This window comes from Algorimicrobium algoritergicola, assembly GCF_008086165.1.
Taxonomy (GTDB): Bacteria; Bacteroidota; Bacteroidia; order Flavobacteriales; family Flavobacteriaceae; genus Algorimicrobium; species Algorimicrobium algoritergicola.
The window spans coordinates 1,107,102-1,126,551 of the sequence record NZ_VSKL01000001.1 but is presented as its reverse complement, the minus strand read 5'-3'; the positions used below and the strand labels follow the sequence as shown (position 1 = coordinate 1,126,551).

Below are 19,450 nucleotides of genomic sequence, written 5' to 3'. Positions count from 1 at the left end.
ATTAGTCGTCTCTTAGTGCTACAATGGGTTTAATTTCAGATGCTTTTTTAGCTGGCAAATAGCCTGCAATAGCACCCGCTAAAATAAGTGTAATAGTTGCTGCAATAATTAATGAAGGTTGTACACTTGGGTCCTTAATAAAATACGTTTCCAATGTTGGCGCAGCAAGCTCCAATACACCGACACCTAATAACAAGCCAACATAACCTGCAATGGCGGTAATTAAAATAGATTCTATTAAAATAATAGATACAATAGAACGTGGTGTAGCACCTAATGCTTTACGAATTCCAATTTCTTTAGTACGTTCTTTTACAATAAAAATCATAATATTACTAATACCAACGACACCTGCTATTAAGGTTCCAAAACCAATTACAAAAATGATGAACCCTAAAGCGGTTGTCATTTGCTCAACAGCTTTGGTTCCTTCTGCCATGTTTTGGACACGAATAGCACGCTGATCGGTTTCCGCAACATCAAAACGATTTTTCATTTTATTAGTTAGCGTTCTTCCAAAAGCAATGGCTTGGTCGTAATCCATTTCAGGGTTATAAGTCAAGTTAATTTGATCCACATAATCTGTATTACCATATAACCGTTGTGCTGTAGAAATGGGCATATAAATTAATCGCTCTTCATTATCGCCGCCATCATCCGAAAAAATACCAACTACTTTATACGGAATACCATCTAGGTTAATATATTTCCCTAATGCGGTTGTTCTTAAAAACAAATCTTCTTCAACCAAACGTCCAATAACAACCACTTTTGTATGATCTCTCACGTCCAATTCATTAATGTATCGTCCTTGATCGATAATTGTTTTCTCTAAATATTGATGGTCTGGATGAACAGCACGCACAGAATAACTATCTTTTTCATTTCTGAATGTTGCTGTTACATTTCTATAGATTCTAGATGTTATAAATTGAACGTTGTCATCAAATTCATCCTTAACATAGGAATAATCTTCATTTTTAAACTGAATACGTCTACCTGCTTGAAGTCCTTTGTTGGCTTTAGTAGTCATTCCCGAATAAATCATGATGGAATTATTAGCATCATCATTAAAGGCATCAGCAAAGGTGTTTTGCAGTCCGTTAGCTAGACCAAAAAGGACGGCAAATAACAAAATAGCAAAGGCTACCGTGAACCCTGAAAGTAAACTCCGCGTTCGGTTTTTATTGATACTCTGAAATATTTCGCGCCAAAGATCTAAATCAAACATATTGTTCTGCTCTAACTTGTTCTACAAAAACATCTTCCATAATAACACCATCCTTTAAACGGACAATACGTTTACACATATTGGCAATATCCTCTTCATGCGTTACCATTAGAATGGTTTTTCCTTCATCATTTAACTGCTGAATGAAGGCCATAATTTCATAAGATGTTGTTGTATCCAATGCACCTGTTGGTTCATCGGCAAGAAGTAATTTTGGGTTTGCAGCCAAAGCACGCGCAATAGCTACACGTTGTTTTTGTCCACCAGACAATTCATTTGGTAAGTGATGTGCCCAATTAGATAGTCCTACTTTTTCTAAATGGAACATCCCTAATTCTTGACGTTCCGCACGTTTCATACCTTGGTAGTATAATGGAAGTGCTACGTTTTCAATAGCATTCTTATAATTAATCAAGTTAAAAGATTGAAAGATAAATCCTAAAAACTTATTTCTATAGATTGCTGCTTTTTTTTCGGTTAGATTTTTAATGGGAACACCATCAAGAATATACTCACCTTCATCAGCTTCATCCAACATACCAATAATATTTAATAAGGTAGATTTACCTGAACCAGATGATCCCATAATGGCAACCATTTCTCCTTCTTTAACAGAAAGATCAATACCTTTTAATACATGTAAACTGGAATCACCTATTGGGTAGGATTTGTGCAATTTGCTTATAGTTAGCATAATTTACGTTGGTTGGTTAAATTCTATTCTACAAGTAAGACTTATAAAAGTGAAAAATGTTACAACAAAAGTAGATATATTTTAATCGTACCCTTTTTAAGTGTTGTTAAACTTTTTATAAATAAATGATATCTAGGCCGTTATTTCTTGAATTGCCCCAGCAAATTTAATCAGCGGATTTATCGTAACTTGAATACTATCTAAAACCGCTAAATAGCGTAATTAATTCTTTTTGGATCTATAGCTGCGATAAATAAGAAGACCGATACCGCCAACTAAAATATAAGGTACAGCCATTAAATATACAATTCCATTGTTAATACCTTCGGCTTGGGCTTGACCTTCTTCACTTTCTAGAACGGCGCGACACATAGCACATTGTGCTTCGGCTGGCAATGTGAAAAACAACATTAAAATACAGGTAATAATGAATGCTTTTTTCATGTGATAATATATTTAATAAACATAATAAGGCGAAATCATAATAAAAACCACCACGCCGGAAATAGCTACAAATAACCAAAGTGGAAATGTAATACGCGCTATTTTTTTATGACGTTCTATATTATTAGTAATGGCACGTACATAAGTTATCAATACAAATGGAATAACGGCAATGGACAAAATAATATGTAAAAATAAAATAACATAATATACATATTTCATAAAGCCTTCTCCACCATATTTAGTAGAGTCGCTCGTCATATGATACGCCATATACATAACCAAAAAAGCAACTGAAAGCAGAATAGCGAACTTCATGAGTTTTTCATGCAGTTTTATTTTCCCATTCGTAATAGCCCAAAATGCAGTAACCAAAACAAAAGCAGTGATAGCGTTTGTCGTGGCATAAATTGGTGGTAAAAACATAAGCGGTTCCACATTTGGTATTTTAACACCAAATAAAATGGCTACAACAATAGGTATAACCACAGAGAGGACAATAATCCACTTGTTATACTTTTGTTCTGCTTTTAAATTCTGATTCATTATTCCTTTAACAATTTAGCAATATCGGTTTTCAACATGCTTATTTCTTCTTTAAAACCGTCTTCATCTACCTTTTCTTCCTCACTGATAATACCAGAGTAGAAGATTTTTGGATTACCAAAATCATCCTGTCTGGATCGGATAAACCCATTTTTATCAATTAAAGCGAAATTTCCTGAATGCTCAAATCCAGCTTCAACGGTTTCATTTTCACCAACAAAAATATTAAAACCTATGTTTGCCAATTCAAAAATAGCATCTTGATCGCCTGTCATTAAATTCCAATTTGGATTGGTAATACCATATTCTTCGGTATACGCTTTAAGAACTTCTGGGGTATCCACCTTAGGCATAATTGTAAAGGATGCCACACCAAAATCTTCAATTCCTTCAAACTTATTTTGAATTTGAACCAAGTTTTTATTCATTCTTGGGCAGATGGTTGGGCAGGTGGTAAAAAAGAATTCAACCAAATATACTTTTCCTAAATAGTCTTGTTCTGTAATGGTTTCGCCATGTTGATTGGTAAAACTAAAAGCAGGTACTTTTTTAGGCGTTCCATTAATTTTTATAAAAACAAGATCTGACGATTCTTCTTTGGAGAAGTCCGTTTTAGAAATTGGTTCACTCCTGTTATCATTTCTTACGGTATCACCATGGGTAATACGGTCTACTATTCGCGGTATAAACCAAATTCCAAAAACTAGAATTACAAAGGCGATACCAACATAAGAATAATTAGTTTTTTTGCTCATGACTTGTAGGTTTTAATTCGTTAGCACGTCGTGTTTCCGAGTCGAAATTACCTTTACGTTTTTGACGATATTCAGTAAAAAGAACCCGTAAATCTTCGGCGCTCATTTTATTTTTTATGACAGCTACTTGAATGCAGTTGTAAGCATCTAAACCATAAATAGCAGCATTATTTCCTTTTTGTTGATCTGTTCTATCATCTAAACGACCACGTTGATGACGTTCGGTGTCTATAAGAAACACATTATCCGATGCCAAATTATCTGATAAGCTAAAGGATGCTTTTAAGCTATTAAAGGTTTTCTGAATAGCGGCTTCATCTGAAGGAACAAAATGCCAAAAACGCAAATCTTCATAACGCGCTATTTCCTTAAACAACGCTTCTGCTTCGACTTCCGCACTATTAGGAACCAACACGACGATTTGAAATTTTTTGAAGCCTTTGAATTTATCGTAAACTAACTCTTTAAGGTTGGAAGCGGCTACAGCCATATCCATGGGTTTGTTTCCGAAAAAAGCCAATACGGTAATATGATCCTGAAGAATGATGTTTTCTGCGTTTGGAGGCAGCTCAACAACATTTTTGTTAATGATATCTAAGGGGTTATAATTGTCTTCTGAAAGGGAAAGTACCAGTACAAACATGACTGGCAGAAAAAATAACACTCCCAGAATAAGATTCCTTTTTATTTGCTGCTTTCTCATAGTGCAAAAATAAAAAAAGGCGGTTTAAAAACCGCCTTTTATAGAACATTTAACTGTATTAAAAATCTTGTTTTACAAATCCATTGGAAAATACACTTTCAATATATCCACCTTCTTGAAGTAATATAAACATTAAGTAGCATATTAGGAAAACTGCTGTCCAAACTATCATGCGTCTTAATGCTGCTGTTTCATCACGCATGTGCATGAAATCCCAAGTAATATAATAAGCTTTTACAATAGTTAGAATAATGAAAATCCAATTCAGAATTTTCATTCCCAAAATATGACCCATTAATACTTCAGGCTTATAAATACCTAAAACAACTTCAACTGCTGTAATTATGGTAAGCAATATTAATACTCCCCAAATTTTTTGAGTATTAGATTTAAACTTTACTAATCCTCTAAATATTTCTAATTTATGTGCGTCTGCCATTTTTAACTGTATTATCTATAATTAAACAAGGTAGAAGAATGTGAATACAAATACCCAAACTAAATCTACAAAGTGCCAATAAAGACCTACTTTTTCAACCATTTCATAACTTCCTCTTCTTTCGTAAGTTCCTACAATAACATTAAAGAAAATAATGATATTAATTAAGATACCTGAAAATACGTGAAATCCGTGGAATCCTGTGATAAAGAAAAAGAAATCAGCAAATAAAGGTGCTCCATATTCGTTAACCACTAGATTGGCGCCTTCAACAACGGCCTTTCCGTCTTTTTTTAGTTTTTGTAAAGATTCACCTCTAGAAAGAACCGTTTTATGTCCTGACTCCGTTAATGTCTGTGTTCTAACTAATATATTCTCATGGGATTCTAATCCGTGAATAACTTCACTCAAAGTGTATGTTGGTAAGGTTCCTTCTTGAACATACCATAAACCATTTTTGCGTTCATGGGCAACACGATCCGTAGGCTCTGCTACCACAAAATCCTTTAAAGCTACGCGATTCCCATCTGTATCAACAAACTGTAGGATACGCCCACCATTTGTTTGAATGGCTCCATAATCTCCTTGAATAAACGTTTTCCATTCCCAGGCTTGAGAACCAAGAAATATAATACCACCAATTATGGTAAGAAACATGTATATGGTTACCTTCGCTTTATTCATGTGATGACCTGCATCTACAGCTAATACCATAGTTACGGACGACATAATTAAGACAAACGTCATAAACGCCACATAAATCATAGGTAATTCCTGTCCATGTAAGAACGGTACGTGGGTAAAGACTTCATCGGCAATTGGCCAAGAATCAATAAACTTAAATCTGGAAAATCCGTAGGCTGCTAAAAATCCCGAAAACGTCAAGGCATCTGATACGATAAAAAACCACATCATCATTTTACCGTAACTTGCTTTTAGTGGATCGTTTCCGCCACCCCAGGTTTTACCTTCTGTTCCAGTTTTTACAACTGTAGTACTCATATGTCAGGTTTAGTTAATAAAAGTTGCACAAAAATAATCAATTTATCTTTTTAAAGAAACATCCACTCTAAAATTTTAGGCTTATGTAGCAGATATTAGCAAATAGCTGTTTTTGTACAGGTATTTAGCTCATTAATTTAGCCTACAAAATATAAAAATAAAAACAGATAGACCCAAAGTAAATCTACAAAATGCCAGTAAGTTGCGACCAATTCAATCCCCAACATTTGGCTCGATGTGTACTTCTGTTTAAAATGATTATAAATTACGACCAACAGGCAGATTAACCCTACCGCTACGTGTAAAATATGCACCACAGCTATCAAATAGATATAACTCATGGTAATATTACTCGTTGGTCCCGTAAAATTATACCCTAATTCTATAATTTGCTGGAAGCCTACAAATTGGTTGTAAATAAAAACAATGCCCAAAGCAAATGTGGATAACAACCAAGCGGTTGTCATTTGTCTATTGTTTTGAGACATACTGCGCTTGGCCATCCAAATCGTAATGCTACTAATTACAATAACGATAGTACTAATTAAAAACGCTTGAGGTAATTGAAAATCTGCTGCCCAATCTGGCCGCGTGCTACTCACTACAAACGCACTAGTCCAGCCAGCAAATGACATGATTAATGATAATATACCAAACCAAAGCATCATTTTTTTTGCTCTGCCTTTCTTCTCCTCTAAAGTTCCTTGGGTTAAATCCATGGTTATCTAATAAATTTATCTACTACGTAGACTATTTGTAATAAGGTTATGTACAGCACACTTGATAACATAAGTTGTTTAGCTGCTTGTACGCTCATTTTTTTATACAGTTGAATAGCATAATACAACATGCCTAATCCTAACATGAAAACAATTACTGCGGCTACAATAGACAATTGTAATCGTCCGGTAAACCCAAATACGGGAACAATGGATACCAACAAGGTCCACACCGTATACATAATGGTTTGCTTGGCTGTACCTTTATCCTGCTTTCCAGTTGGGAGCATGAAAAAACCGCCTTTTTTATAATCGTCAAATAAAAACCAACCAATAGCCCAAAAATGTGGAAACTGCCAAAAGAACTGAACGGCGAATAAGGTTCCCGGTTCAATACCAAAATTATTTGTTGCCGCTACCCAACCCAACATAAATGGAATGGCTCCAGGAATAGCACCAACAAAAACCGATAAAGGCGTTTTTGTCTTTAATGGTGTATAAACACATGTGTATAAAAAGATTGAAATTGCACCAAACATAGCAGTTTGCTGATTGATTGAATACAAAATGCCTATTCCTAAAATAGTAAAAAGACAAGCAATTGCGAAAGCAACATTCACAGACATACGGCCAGCTGCAACAGGTCTGTTTTTTGTACGATCCATTAAGGCGTCCAAATCTTTTTCAATAATTTGATTAAATGCATTGGAAGCACCTACCATAAAGTAACCACCTAAAGCTAATAGAAAAAGTATTGTAAAGTCGACTGTTTCGGCACCTAAAAGGTAACCTGCAATTGAAGAAAATACGACGCTTAATGATAAGCGCATTTTCGTGATTTCTTTAAAATCAGAAAGTATCGAATGTTTAACCGGTAAAGTGGCTTGCTTACTCAAAGTAATGGGTTGCTTTTTACGCGTTTATTGCGAGTGCAAAGATACCTTGAAAAGTTAATTCTACAAATCAAAATACCAATTAAATAAATCCGTACGAATTCCGATATTAAACCAAACCGTATTACTTTTAAAAGTTGTTGCATTTACGGTATCTGGATTAAAGTTTCTAAAGGTAACATCTGCAAACAACTTTAAATTTGTCGCTGGATTTATTAAATAACCCGCTTGCAAATTAGCAAACATAGTAGTCGTCTTGTTTCCTTGCCCTACTGTAACACCATTATCATAAGGTCTTTCGTTATAATCACGGTAAATATCGCCTCCATAACTAAAGTTGTCTACACCATTATTAAAATCCATACCACGTTCACCCATCACCAATTTAGCATTTCCAAACCAACGTTTATAATGGTAACGGCCAATTAATACCAATTCGCTAAAATTAGCTCCCCAAAGGTGCGCCATACTTTGATTGTTATGTCCATAGTTTAACACAACCGTGTTATGAGAATACGTATAAGGACGCACACGATTATATTCCGCCTGTAACATCAAGTTTTTCACTTTAAAGGCTTCATAGTATTTAATTCCTAACTGATAGCCATATTTGTTTTTCCAGCTTTTATTTCCGCCTGTTATATCTGACAGGGAAAATTCATCTAAAATAAATTGACCATATAGGTTCATATTATCATTGAGCTTGTACTTGGCGGATAATCCCATAACAGCATTTCCAGCATCCTGACCCGTTTCAAACTCAATAGCACGATAAAAAATAATTGGGTTTAAATAACTAACATCAAATCCGCGATTATCAGACTTTGCCCAAATAACCGATTCAAAGAATCCAATATTTAAACGTTTGGTAGCATTCCAACTTAAAAAATGCGTTGCCATATATTTGCTTAAATAAGCACCTTCCGGATCAATAACATCTCGTCTTGAATCTTTTAACCACATCCATGTATTGGTATATTTTATTTTCCAAAACGTTGTATTCAACTTTAAAAATGGATTCGGACTTGCTACATCACTCGTAAATAATGAGCGATAACCATCACCAATGAAATTTTTACCTTGACCGAACTGGACATTAAAAAATTTCACAGGCGTAAAAGATAAATATGCTTCGGCTACGGGATAATCATAAGAGTCTTCTTTAAAACGCTTGGCAATACCACGTCCTGGGATAATGGCAACTTCATCCGCTGCCTTTATAGATTCGGCATATTGATTATAATATTGCGCAAACCGTCCTTGACTTTCAAAGACTGAAGCATAAAAGCTAAACTTTTTTCCTAAACCCCCTTGAATGTTTACACCTCTTGTATTATTATAAGTAGAACTAAAATCGGCTTCGGTATCTTTTCCAACTTGAAAATCGAAAATAGGATCTACAGCAAACCAATAGTCCTCTCCTTCCACACGAACCAAACGTTCATTCCAAAGTTTTCGTCCCGCAAAAGAGGATTTGGTTTTTGCTAGGGCTTCTTTTTCTGCTTCAAAATCATAGTATTTTGAAACATCTTCATACATATAAGGTTTGGAACTTGTATGGCTATTTGTACCAACTAAATTAATGCTTCTACCGAAACGCGAATAATATTCATGCGTAAAAGGAATGTTTAATTGACTAGTATATTCCTTATTAGAAAATGGCTTTAAATTCGCGTTTACACTATCATATTCCTGCTTGGCACCACGTTCTAATTCCGCTAACTCTTCATCTTTCGATAAATCTTTTGTAGCAACGGTTTGTTGCACTAATGGAATTTTTAAAGCAAAAGAATATTGTTTAAAGGTTGGGTTGCCATTGTAGGTTGCTGGTTTAATTTTTGGGAATTCATCAAAAACCCGCTTGGCTTCATCCTTCAGTTCGGAATAAATGGCATCTACATAAATAACTCGAAAAGTTCCCTCTTTATCAACTTCGAATAAAATAACCACATCACCTTGATAGTTTTCTTCCGAAACGACATCAGGAACGTTAAAGTTATTAAATACGTTATTGAACACTTGATTATCAAAACAGGCTTGAAGCGTATTAATATCTTCCGATTCACATTCTGGAAAAACGGGTGGTTTTTCGTAAAATTTATTTGATTGCGCAAAAATGCTACATTGAAGTAAAAGAAGCAGAATAATACAGAAGTTCTTTATGTTCATTAAGTATGGATTTATGAGTGTTGAAAGATACTATTTTTTTAATAATACGCCTATAAAAATGCCGTTATCATAGCTTCTATAATAACGGCATTCCTATAAAAAAATTATGGCAATTAGTATTCTACTTGAAAAGCAATTGGTAAGGTATAAAGCACGTCCACACTTTTATTACCATGTTGTGCTGGTTTCATTTTAGGAAGTTTATTTACAACACGCTGCGCTTCTGCTTCCAAATTTGGATGTGGCGCTCGTGTTTTTAAAATTTCAATATCACCATTTTTAGTGATTTTAAAATTGACAAAAATTCGTTGTAAACCTTGCAATCCTATAGCTTGCCCTTTGTCTGTATTGAATTGATCCTTAACAAAGCTAGTTACTTTTTCATTTAAGCACGCACGACGTTGTTCATTGTTTGTTGCCAATTCACAACCGGGGAAAACAGGCACCTTTTCCACCAACATAATATTGATGGGATCATCTGGAAGATCAACAACGTGAATATCACTAGCATTCAGATTTGGTTTTGCATCTGATGTGACTTCACTTAAAAAAGTATCCGTCGTTTCAGTTGATGGATCCGTATTTTTTATTACTTCTAATACTGGAGAATCTGTTGGTGCTTTCTTTTTTTCAACAACTGGTTCGTCTACAGGTTCTTTGTATACCTGATAACTATCCATTGAGAATTCAGTTGGTGGTTCATCCACAAACCCCATTTCCGGAATAGTTGTATCTACTGTTTGAAAACTCATTTCCAATAATCCATACGCAAAAAGCAAACAGAGAATTAAACCTACTTGAAAGTAAATAGTTGCGTTTTTTTGTAAATTTACATCATGCTTATGATGTTTTTTTACGGAAGGTTCACTTTGCAGAGTGTTGCCTTTCTTCTTGTTTAAAAAGTTCATAATATTAAAGTTTAGATGTCTACCGGACGGCAAGCAAGTTAATATTATGTTAAAAAAGCAATAAGCGTACCAAAAAAGAAATCCCGTTACTGAATTAGTAACGGGATTTTGATTTTATATAAAAATAGGTGTTTTGCTTAATCTTGAACTTGGAATTTTATAGGCAAGTAGTAAGGTACTCTTACTGCTTTTCCACGTTGTTTACCTGGTTTCATTTTAGGTAGTAAACCAATTACACGCATCGCTTCTTTTTCTAAACTTGGGTGTGGTGCTCTTGCTTTTACATCTATAATATCACCGTTTTTATCAATTTTAAAGAATACGCGAATTTGCTGAATTCCTGATAAACCTAGTTCTTGAGCTAAATCTGTGTTGAATTTTTTTGCGATGAAATCATTCATCTTTTTATTCATACATGCTTTTTTAGCTTCATTGTTTCCACTTTCACAACCTGGGAAAACTGGAACGTTTTCAATAACTGCAAACGGAACTTCTTCTACTTCCTCTACCTCTTCTACTTGAACCTCTTCAATTTCAACAATTTCTTCTTCTTGACTTGTTTCCGTTGATTCGATTACGGTTTCTTCAACCTCTTCATCATCTTCCACAATCTCAATCACTTCTGGCGCTGCAGGTGGTGGTGGTGGTGGTGGTGGTGTAGCAATGGTTTCAGTAATTGGAACTTCTTCTTCTAAATCATCACCCATATCTAAAGTACCGATATCTATCAATTCTTTATCATAGGTTTTATAGTTAATAGCATAATTTGTTAAAAACAACATCAATGCTAAACCAATGGCAAAGAACAGTGAACTGTTTCTACCAACATTTGCTTTCGGATTTTTTTTAGGTTCCATAGTTTTAAATTTATTACTGCTTGCTAAAATAACCAATAAATTGGTAATTAAACAAACGATTAATAGTATTTAACGTCACTTTTTTTGTTGAAGAGTACTATAGAAGCTATAATAAGGACACCTCCTATATTTGCTGTAATATCATACCAATCAAAAAAACGTGTGTTTGTTAATTCTTTTTGTAATACTTCAATTATTGTACCAAAGATAATACTAGCGATTGACACGAGTATTAATGCCTTAAGTTTTGAATACTTATACTTAATATGGAAGGTATAAAACCAGGTCCATGTTAACAAGCCATAAGCTACAAAATGAAATATTTTATCTCCAAAGGTTGGTGCAAAATCTTGAATCTTATCAAAATCTAATGTCATTAAACTCAACGCTAATAACGATACGCTATAACCTATAGAGATTAATAATGTGTACTTTTTAAGCACCAATAAGCGCTTTATAGTCATCTGCAGACATAAGTCCGTCTACATCTGACACATTAGAACACTTAACTTTAATCATCCAACCTGCGCCATAAGGATCTGAATTCACAGTTTCTGGAGCATCTTCTAGCGCTTCATTAAATTCAATAATTTCACCAGCTACTGGTAAGAATAAATCAGAGACTGTTTTTACAGCTTCAACAGAACCAAAAATTTCATCTGCTTCTAATGTATCGTCTACAGTTTCAACTTCAACATAAACAATATCACCTAATTCGCCTTGCGCAAAATCTGTAATACCAATTGTTACAACATCGCCTTCTAACTTAACCCACTCGTGGTCTTTTGTATATTTTAATTCGGCTGGAATATTCATAATTATTATATTTTTTTACAAATGTATTTATTCGCTTTATATTTTCAAACTAATACGCATTAATTACCAAATGTATATCTCAATGTAATTCCTGAACGAATAGTCGTTTGTGGGAATGCGGTTGAAATAGCGTATTCTGAAAAGGCATAATCAAAGTAGAAAATTCCAGTTAGGTTTTTACTAAACGCATAATCGGTTGAAAATTTTAATGACCAGATAGTCTGTCCAGATGTGATTTGGTTATTATCCAAATCTAAATACCGGATAATAGTTTTGTTATCACGTACGGAAACATCTGCTTTCATATTCAAATCACTAACAATACGTTTTTTAGGACCTGCTAGTTTCGTTTTAATTCGTACATCTTTAATACGGTAACCCAAGCCTACTATATATTCATTTCCTTGAATTTCAGTCATTAAATTATTATCGAAACTCAATGATAGCAAGCGATCTTTTTTCATTTCTAGCAAAATTTTGATCGAGCTTTTCATTTCCATATCAATACGGAACAGCGGACTAAACATTTCGCTTAAGTTAATATTACTGTATAGTTTTTCGTTCTTGAAATTCCCACTCTGATCAACAGCTGTTGGATTATCAGCATCGTAATCTAAATTGGAACGGAATTGATTAATAGTATAATTAGAACGGTAACCATGAACAATGGAAAAACGTTTAAACTTACTCTTAAACCATTTTAAATTCATTAATCCTGTGTACTTAATATCCCAGTTTGGAATTGGCACATCACGGAAAGCACTCAATGACACTTTTTCAGCTTTCTGACCGGAATAAGCCGATAAGAAAGATGGTAATAAAACCGACTGACTGTTTTTACCAAATCCTACTGGATAGCCTTCTGCATCTACTGCATAACCAGAATTACCGTAAAACTCTTCGGCTAATCTGTTGGCTACTTTTAATCGGTTTGTTCTAAATTCATTAAACGTTTGCGATTGTGTTTCATCACTAGCAGTGAATGCTGTTTTTATTAATACGGTTGAAATATTAAAGTTTCCAAAAGCATTTGGTGTTAAGGATTCATACTCTAATTCACTCCCTAAATCGTTTACTCGGTAGTTTTCTGTATAGTTTTCAGAATACATTCTATTACCTACTATATCAATTTTTAGGTCATTGAAAGGTTCAATATTTGCAGAAAAATCTAATTGACGTGTTTTATTTACACGGTACTGATCATTAAAGTCTGGATATAATGTTAACCAACCACGTCTTGCAGCCATATTTCTAACATCGTTTTGGCTACCAAATGTAAAACCTGCTGTTGGTTTTAAAGTCCCTATAAATCCTGGAGTTTGTAAATAACCTGGTAAATATGTACCACTGGTTTCGGCGTAATTAAACTGAATACGTTTAACTGCTGTAACGATACCAATTCCTGTATTTAAAAGTTTGGTTCCCGTATTGTTTTTAGATACTTTTTTAGCATCTGCTACTGGACCATCCTTTGCCAGACTCTCTTGTCCTGGAGGCGTAGGCGTTCTTTTTACATCACGACTATTAGCTGTCGTTTTACGAATAGTTTTCTTTTTCAGTCCAACATAATTATACAATTTGTTCATATTGAACGTTGTATTTATGTTGTGCTGATTGGCATTGGAAATGGTGTTTCCTAAATCGTACGTTATACCGTCAACTTCTAAATCGCCAAATAAATCTGATCCTTTCTGCCATTGAAATTCGCCACTATACGAATAGGTAGCATCAATAAAAGCAAAGGTTGGTATTTTGTTTATTGGTATTTCATAATTAATACCTAACTGTTGATACTGCGTGTTTGGATCTCCCACATCAAAGAATCCATCCCAAACATCTAAACTTGGATCTTGTTCGCTATTGCGAATATTGTTTTTGAAATAATTTCGAACAATATTAACGTTAGACGCCGTGAAATTCATAGTTAAGGACTTGGTCAAATTGTAGTTTACGGTATAACCAAAATCAAAGGTATAATTACGTCTGTACAATTCTTGAAGGCCAATATTTCCACCTCCTAAATCTATTTCTCTAAATTTCTGTTTGTTAAACTGCCTATTAATATTAGAGTTTACCGTAAAACTTGCGGGTATTGGATTGATATTAAAGTCCTTTAAAATTTTCCAATATTTACTCATAAATAAGGAATCGTTTTTCTTGAAAGGCTCTATACTTAATGGTGCAAAATTATAAGCATAATTAACACCTGTTCTTACATTTTTATCAACAGCACTTTCAATTTCAAAATCACGATGTTCTACTTTATTGAAGGAATAATTAACGGTGAAGTTTTCCACATCATAAAAACGTGGTGCAGATTCTCCTGTTCTAATTTTACGAACACCAATGAAATTAATACTCTTTCGCTTGGTGAAATTTTCGTTAACATTTAAAATAGAATCTTGATCTACATTATTATCCAATTGCGTTTGCAATTCTATATCACGATAAAATTCATCATATTTAGGTGTAATGCGTTCCTCTCCAACACCATAATTAAATGGTATTTGAATACCCCATTTTTCAGGTAGTAACTGACCAACATTTACATTGGTAACTATGTCATATTGCTGAACATCTTCACGACTACGTTCTTGAGGCCCTTGTTCTATACTTCCAAATCCTGATGTACTTTTACGTCCAGTTGCACTAACACTAGCAAAATCTGCAATGTTAGAATCCATACTTAAAACGGCTGCCCAACCACCTTCGCTATCCATATCTGATAAACGCAATTCGTTAAGCCAAACAACGGCACATTTATTTAATGCGGATCTGTTTTTAACACCAACCATTAAGGTTCGGATATCTCCAAAATTTGGATTACCAACAATAGCTATACGATGATAATTATCGGCATCGCCAATTCCAACAGGCAGCGGATCGTACTGATTGACAGCTATTGCACTTAGTTGTTCTCCAATTACCTCATAATAGGTTGGATCTAAACTGCTGATATTTCCAGCTGCTATAGATTTCGATTTTATATCTTGTAGTAATTCTAACGGTAAATTTATTTGATTGGCTTCTGGCCAAAGTGCTTCTCTTGAAAATCCTTGTGAGACTTTAAGAGGCACCATAATTTCATAATAGTTTTGGGTTAAATCATTACCCATTCTAATAAAACCAAATAAATCATCATCATTTAATCCTGGCTGATCACCTTCCTCGGCGTGCATGTACATACGTAAACGTTTGTACTGACGCATATCCACATTTATATTTTTAAATACAGCACGTCCATCTTCAGATTCCAACCCACAAACATCTAATAATAAAGATTGTTCATTCTGTCTAACAACCGTATTATTATTAAAAAGCTCTTCTGGGTCTACACCTGGAGGCGACTGGTAACTACCATCATTTTTTAACGTACTTACAACACCTACTGAAAATTCGGTATTATCTAAAGATGGATCACCTTCATCGGTATCTAATGTTTGCGAATAACGACGCCATTCACTACGTACTAAATCTAATGTTCCAAAACGTAATACTGTTTTCTCGGTAAATTCTTTTAAAAACATTCTAGCAAAACGAATGGAACGTAAATCGGAAATTCCACCTATAGATGTTCTATCAATATCATCAACTGGGATTCTAAATTGGTACCATTTTGGCACAACCGTTTGACCGTTTGGTAAACTTCTAATTTGATTTTCCTTGATATCCACAATGTATGGATTGTTAATATTTAAATCCGCTGGCTTAATATCCAATTCATACTCAAAATAACTATCTATCGTATTCATGGTATTATCACGGTTTACATCTTCCACATCAGGCTGGGTTGTAGAACCACGATTGGTATCGGAAAAGGTATCTGGTGAGTTACCATCTACACCATTATAATTTTTATAGCGTTGAAAAATATCGCCATCTACATTTAAAAAGTAGGAATAATTATCATTTGCTGGATCTGGTAAAGCAGAATAATCTGTAAAAACTGCGCGTTCATCATCATCACTAAGACCATCATAACCAACATCTTGATTGGTACGTTCGTCTCCAGTCGTATCAAACGCATAAATTAAGGATTGATTTTGCGGATAAACCGTATTCCAAGAAGGCGATTGCGGTAAAACGCCAATAACATTCCCATCCATTGGCAAGCCGTTTTCATATAATTTACGACCGTCTTTAACAACGTCTTCAGAGATATTTCCTAAATTAAATACCAGTTTACCACCTGGATTAGCCGTATTTTCTTGAAATGGATCTTGTAACCAGAATTCAATATACTCAACGTTTGCTTGTTCAAAATCTGTAGAGGTTAGTCCTCTCGTAATACCAGCCCAACTATTTTGCGGATTTGTTAACGTACTATTCGGAATATCAACATTATTTGTTTGGAAGTTGTAAGGACCGCGTTCTGTTGGGTAATATGCTAAATCTAATGTGTAAAGAACGGTTGATTGACCTTGAGCGATATCTTGCGCTGGAAACAACTCATTTATAAATACACGACTGGTAAATAAATCAGAGATATCATCATCTGAAATCCCATCTGGGCTTCTGCTGCTATAGAAAACAGGATCAATAGTATACCAGTTTAGCATGGCACGATCAAAACCTTGAGCAATACCGTTTTGGTCATCGTTATTACCGTTTATACCACGAGGTCTACTTGATAAGAACCAAGATTGTGGTGACTTTAAATCGATGTTATTTTGCGACCCTTCAAAATCATCCACATAGGATGTGGCTTCACCCTGAAAATCAGTTCCTTTTGGAGAACCTGGCGCTAAGTAAGCAAACTCCCCACGAACTGATAGATTGGACATGACGTCTGTATCAATATTTGGAAGTTTATTTACTAAACGGGTTAAAAATGGTACTTCTGTAGAGTAGTTTCCATTAAATCCGAAAATATGATTATTAATAGGCTCTTGACTGTAATTTGCTTTTTGCGTAATTGGTCGTTCGTTTAAGTGCAACCATGTACCACCAATAACAAAGTTTTCATTAAACTTATGCTCAACATTTACACCTGTAAAACGTTTTGTTTGTTGTCCAAAAACAGCATTGTTTTCCGTTGAAACTTGAATAGGTGTATTGGACGCTTTTAACGCTTCATCTAAAATTTGAACCGTTCCTGCACCATAATTTACAGTATAATCTACACCTTCCACTAACGTTCTACCACCTGCAGTAACGGTTACCGAACCACGAGGCACATTGAATGCTCCAATAGGAATTCCATCACCACCTTCGGATTTGTAACGCCCTTTTATTTTAAATTTATTTTTATCTGCTTCCTCTAAAGCTGCAGATTTGGTTTCTTTATAGAGTACATCAAAAACATATTTCGCTTGGTTGGCGTTATAGGTTAAATTATTTTGATAATCTTCCGCATTGGATAATGATAACGTGTTGAATAAATATTCACCAAACGGTTCCACTTTAGTAAAAACTATTTTACCATTTTGCGGTAAAACGGTAATTCCTGGTACAAAATCGAAAAATCCGTCACCATTAGTTTGCGGATCATTATTAAAATTCAAGCGGTCTAAATTAAATAATCGTAATAAAGTGGTTTCCTGAATAGGATTCCCTTCAAAATCTGGAAATGGTGTTCCAGCAACAGGCGAAATAAAATTTAATGGTGAAGCTTCACTATAAAAAATATTCAATTTAAAATCTTCCTGGCTTAATTGATACGCTCCTGTATCATAAATGTTTTTCATCATCAAGTCCCAAATAGGCTGTTGCACATTTGTAATTGGACTTTTTAATAATTTTAAAACTAACGTACTATTTGTAACAGTTGTAATTGGCCCAGAATTATCAATTCCAGTTGGATCTACACCTCCATTGGCAAATTCACCAACTTGATATACTTGTCCTCCAACGGTGTATTGAAAAGCGACGGCTACAACTTCGTCATTATTTAAGCGTTGATTTAAGGAAATGTAACCTAATTGCGTATCAACAGTATATTCTTGACCTTCCGTTAGCTTTCGGGCATTTTCTAATTTAGCATAATCAGAACCTTCATTAACAACACCTGAAAGACTTCCAAAACCTTGTTGAGCGGTTGCAATGTCTCGAATATTATCATTTAAAACAGATCCAGAACCAATGGCTGTAGGATCATAATCGTTATTTCCGTTATCTGGAAATGCATTAGGCCCTGCATTTAAAAATCCAGGAGGAATAGGGTTTAATAAAATATCATTAGCTGCTGGATTTGGGTTTGATTCCCCTAAATCCTGAAGTGCTACAATATTCCGAACATTTTCTGTACGATTGGTTCTATTGGTAACCCAAACTTCAATACGTGTAATTTGCACATTGGTATTAATAAATGGATAATTAGCTAAAGAAGCATCATATTTATCTCTAAAGTAATGAGATAAAAAGAAGTGACGATTTTCATCATAATCACGTGCAAAGAAATCAAATTCTTCTAGCGTTCCACCTCCCTGAGCAACTACTGTTCGTCTATCTGAACGTTGTTCAGAGAACACACCAGTAATGGTTGTTTTTCCAAATTGTAATTGTGTTTTAACTCCAAACAAACTTTGCGCTCCTGTAATTAAGGAACTATTTAAAGGCATACTAACGTTACCAACTTCAATTTTCTGAATTATATCGTCTTCGGTTGGTGTGTATTCTAATTTTATTAAATTTTGAAAATCGAATGTGGATTCGGTATCATAATTAGCCGTTACTTGCAGCCTTGTTCCTACTTTACCGAGTAAACTCAAACTGATACGCTGATCAAAATCAAACGTAAAACTACTTCTATTTCTTGGTGAAAAGGCTGGGTTATCTTGTTTGGTAAATAAAATACCCAAATCCATTTCTACCGAACCCTGTGGAATAACCTCAATTGTATTGCTCCCAAAAATAGTTTCGAAAAAACCGGAATTGACATAAAACTCTGGCAATAAATTTTTCTGTTCTTCCTCGCTACCTTCTTTGACACCATCAAAAGCATCAATTTTTTGTTTGTAATAAGATTGTAAACTTTGCTTAACTATTAAATCCTGATATTCTTCAGGTGTTAAGATTATGGGATAGTTAATATTGAATTCGCCTACCGTTTCCGTATAAATATAACGATCCGTTATGGGATCATATTTATATTTAGATTCAATACTCGACGGATTTGGCATTTGCATATTGCCGAGATTAAATCCAGTTTGAGTTGAATCTTGTTCTACAGGTTCTGTTTGTGACCAGGCTAATACGGAACACAAAAGCGCACTGGCAACAAGTACGTAATTTTTTAAGGATTTATATAAATTAGGGTTGGTTGTATTCAAAAT

Annotated in this window: 16 protein-coding genes; all 16 read right to left on the bottom strand. The window is 34.5% G+C overall.

Annotation, left to right across the window (positions count from 1 at the left end; genetic code table 11):
- Position 1 precedes the first annotated feature (1 nt).
- A complete protein-coding gene (locus ES675_RS05185; RefSeq protein ID WP_066248195.1) occupies positions 2 to 1,231 on the bottom strand; it encodes an ABC transporter permease in 1,230 nt (409 codons plus the stop codon).
- Entirely contained in the window at positions 1,224 to 1,925 is a 702-nt protein-coding gene (locus ES675_RS05180; protein ID WP_066248193.1) for an ABC transporter ATP-binding protein, read from the bottom strand. Before ES675_RS05180 ends, ES675_RS05185 begins: the two co-directional genes overlap by 8 nt.
- Before the next feature lie 222 nt (positions 1,926 to 2,147).
- Positions 2,148 to 2,369: a hypothetical protein gene (locus ES675_RS05175; RefSeq protein WP_066248190.1), complete on the bottom strand. Its 222-nt coding sequence runs from the start codon at positions 2,367 to 2,369 to the stop codon at positions 2,148 to 2,150.
- Between the two features lie 12 nt (positions 2,370 to 2,381).
- The gene (locus ES675_RS05170; RefSeq protein WP_066248185.1) at positions 2,382 to 2,915 is read right to left on the bottom strand and encodes a DUF420 domain-containing protein; all 534 of its coding nucleotides are present in this window, start codon (positions 2,913 to 2,915) and stop codon (positions 2,382 to 2,384) included.
- Positions 2,915 to 3,670, bottom strand: a complete 756-nt coding sequence (locus tag ES675_RS05165) for an SCO family protein (protein WP_066248184.1) — start codon at positions 3,668 to 3,670, stop codon at positions 2,915 to 2,917. The genes ES675_RS05170 and ES675_RS05165 overlap by 1 nt, the downstream gene beginning before the upstream one ends.
- Positions 3,654 to 4,373 (bottom strand): hypothetical protein, encoded by a 720-nt coding sequence (locus ES675_RS05160; RefSeq protein WP_066248183.1) that lies wholly within the window; start codon positions 4,371 to 4,373, stop codon positions 3,654 to 3,656. Before ES675_RS05160 ends, ES675_RS05165 begins: the two co-directional genes overlap by 17 nt.
- 58 nt (positions 4,374 to 4,431) lie before the next feature.
- Positions 4,432 to 4,812 (bottom strand): cytochrome C oxidase subunit IV family protein, encoded by a 381-nt coding sequence (locus ES675_RS05155; RefSeq protein WP_066248181.1) that lies wholly within the window; start codon positions 4,810 to 4,812, stop codon positions 4,432 to 4,434.
- A gap of 21 nt (positions 4,813 to 4,833) precedes the next feature.
- Positions 4,834 to 5,814 (bottom strand): cytochrome c oxidase subunit 3, encoded by a 981-nt coding sequence (locus ES675_RS05150; protein WP_066248179.1) that lies wholly within the window; start codon positions 5,812 to 5,814, stop codon positions 4,834 to 4,836.
- A 137-nt stretch (positions 5,815 to 5,951) separates the two neighbouring features.
- Positions 5,952 to 6,533 (bottom strand): cytochrome c oxidase subunit 3, encoded by a 582-nt coding sequence (locus ES675_RS05145; RefSeq protein ID WP_066248176.1) that lies wholly within the window; start codon positions 6,531 to 6,533, stop codon positions 5,952 to 5,954.
- A gap of 2 nt (positions 6,534 to 6,535) precedes the next feature.
- Positions 6,536 to 7,429, bottom strand: a complete 894-nt coding sequence (gene cyoE / locus ES675_RS05140; protein WP_066248173.1) for a heme o synthase — start codon at positions 7,427 to 7,429, stop codon at positions 6,536 to 6,538.
- Positions 7,430 to 7,489: 60 nt separating this feature from the next.
- Positions 7,490 to 9,595, bottom strand: coding sequence for a gliding motility protein RemB (locus ES675_RS05135; protein WP_066248171.1), 2,106 nt, complete (start codon positions 9,593 to 9,595; stop codon positions 7,490 to 7,492).
- Positions 9,596 to 9,708: 113 nt separating this feature from the next.
- On the bottom strand, positions 9,709 to 10,503 hold the full coding sequence (locus ES675_RS05130) for an energy transducer TonB (RefSeq protein ID WP_066248169.1): 795 nt from the start codon (positions 10,501 to 10,503) through the stop codon (positions 9,709 to 9,711).
- Between the two features lie 137 nt (positions 10,504 to 10,640).
- Entirely contained in the window at positions 10,641 to 11,360 is a 720-nt protein-coding gene (locus ES675_RS05125; RefSeq protein ID WP_066248593.1) for an energy transducer TonB, read from the bottom strand.
- Positions 11,361 to 11,419: 59 nt separating this feature from the next.
- Positions 11,420 to 11,824 carry a VanZ family protein gene (locus ES675_RS05120; RefSeq protein WP_148367288.1) on the bottom strand — a complete coding sequence of 135 codons (405 nt, stop codon included), beginning with the start codon at positions 11,822 to 11,824 and terminating at the stop codon, positions 11,420 to 11,422.
- Positions 11,796 to 12,176 carry a glycine cleavage system protein GcvH gene (gcvH, locus tag ES675_RS05115; RefSeq protein WP_066248165.1) on the bottom strand — a complete coding sequence of 127 codons (381 nt, stop codon included), beginning with the start codon at positions 12,174 to 12,176 and terminating at the stop codon, positions 11,796 to 11,798. The genes ES675_RS05120 and gcvH overlap by 29 nt, the downstream gene beginning before the upstream one ends.
- 59 nt (positions 12,177 to 12,235) lie before the next feature.
- The gene (gene sov, locus ES675_RS05110) at positions 12,236 to 19,447 is read right to left on the bottom strand and encodes a T9SS outer membrane translocon Sov/SprA (RefSeq protein WP_066248162.1); all 7,212 of its coding nucleotides are present in this window, start codon (positions 19,445 to 19,447) and stop codon (positions 12,236 to 12,238) included.
- Between the last annotated feature and the right edge of the window lie 3 nt (positions 19,448 to 19,450).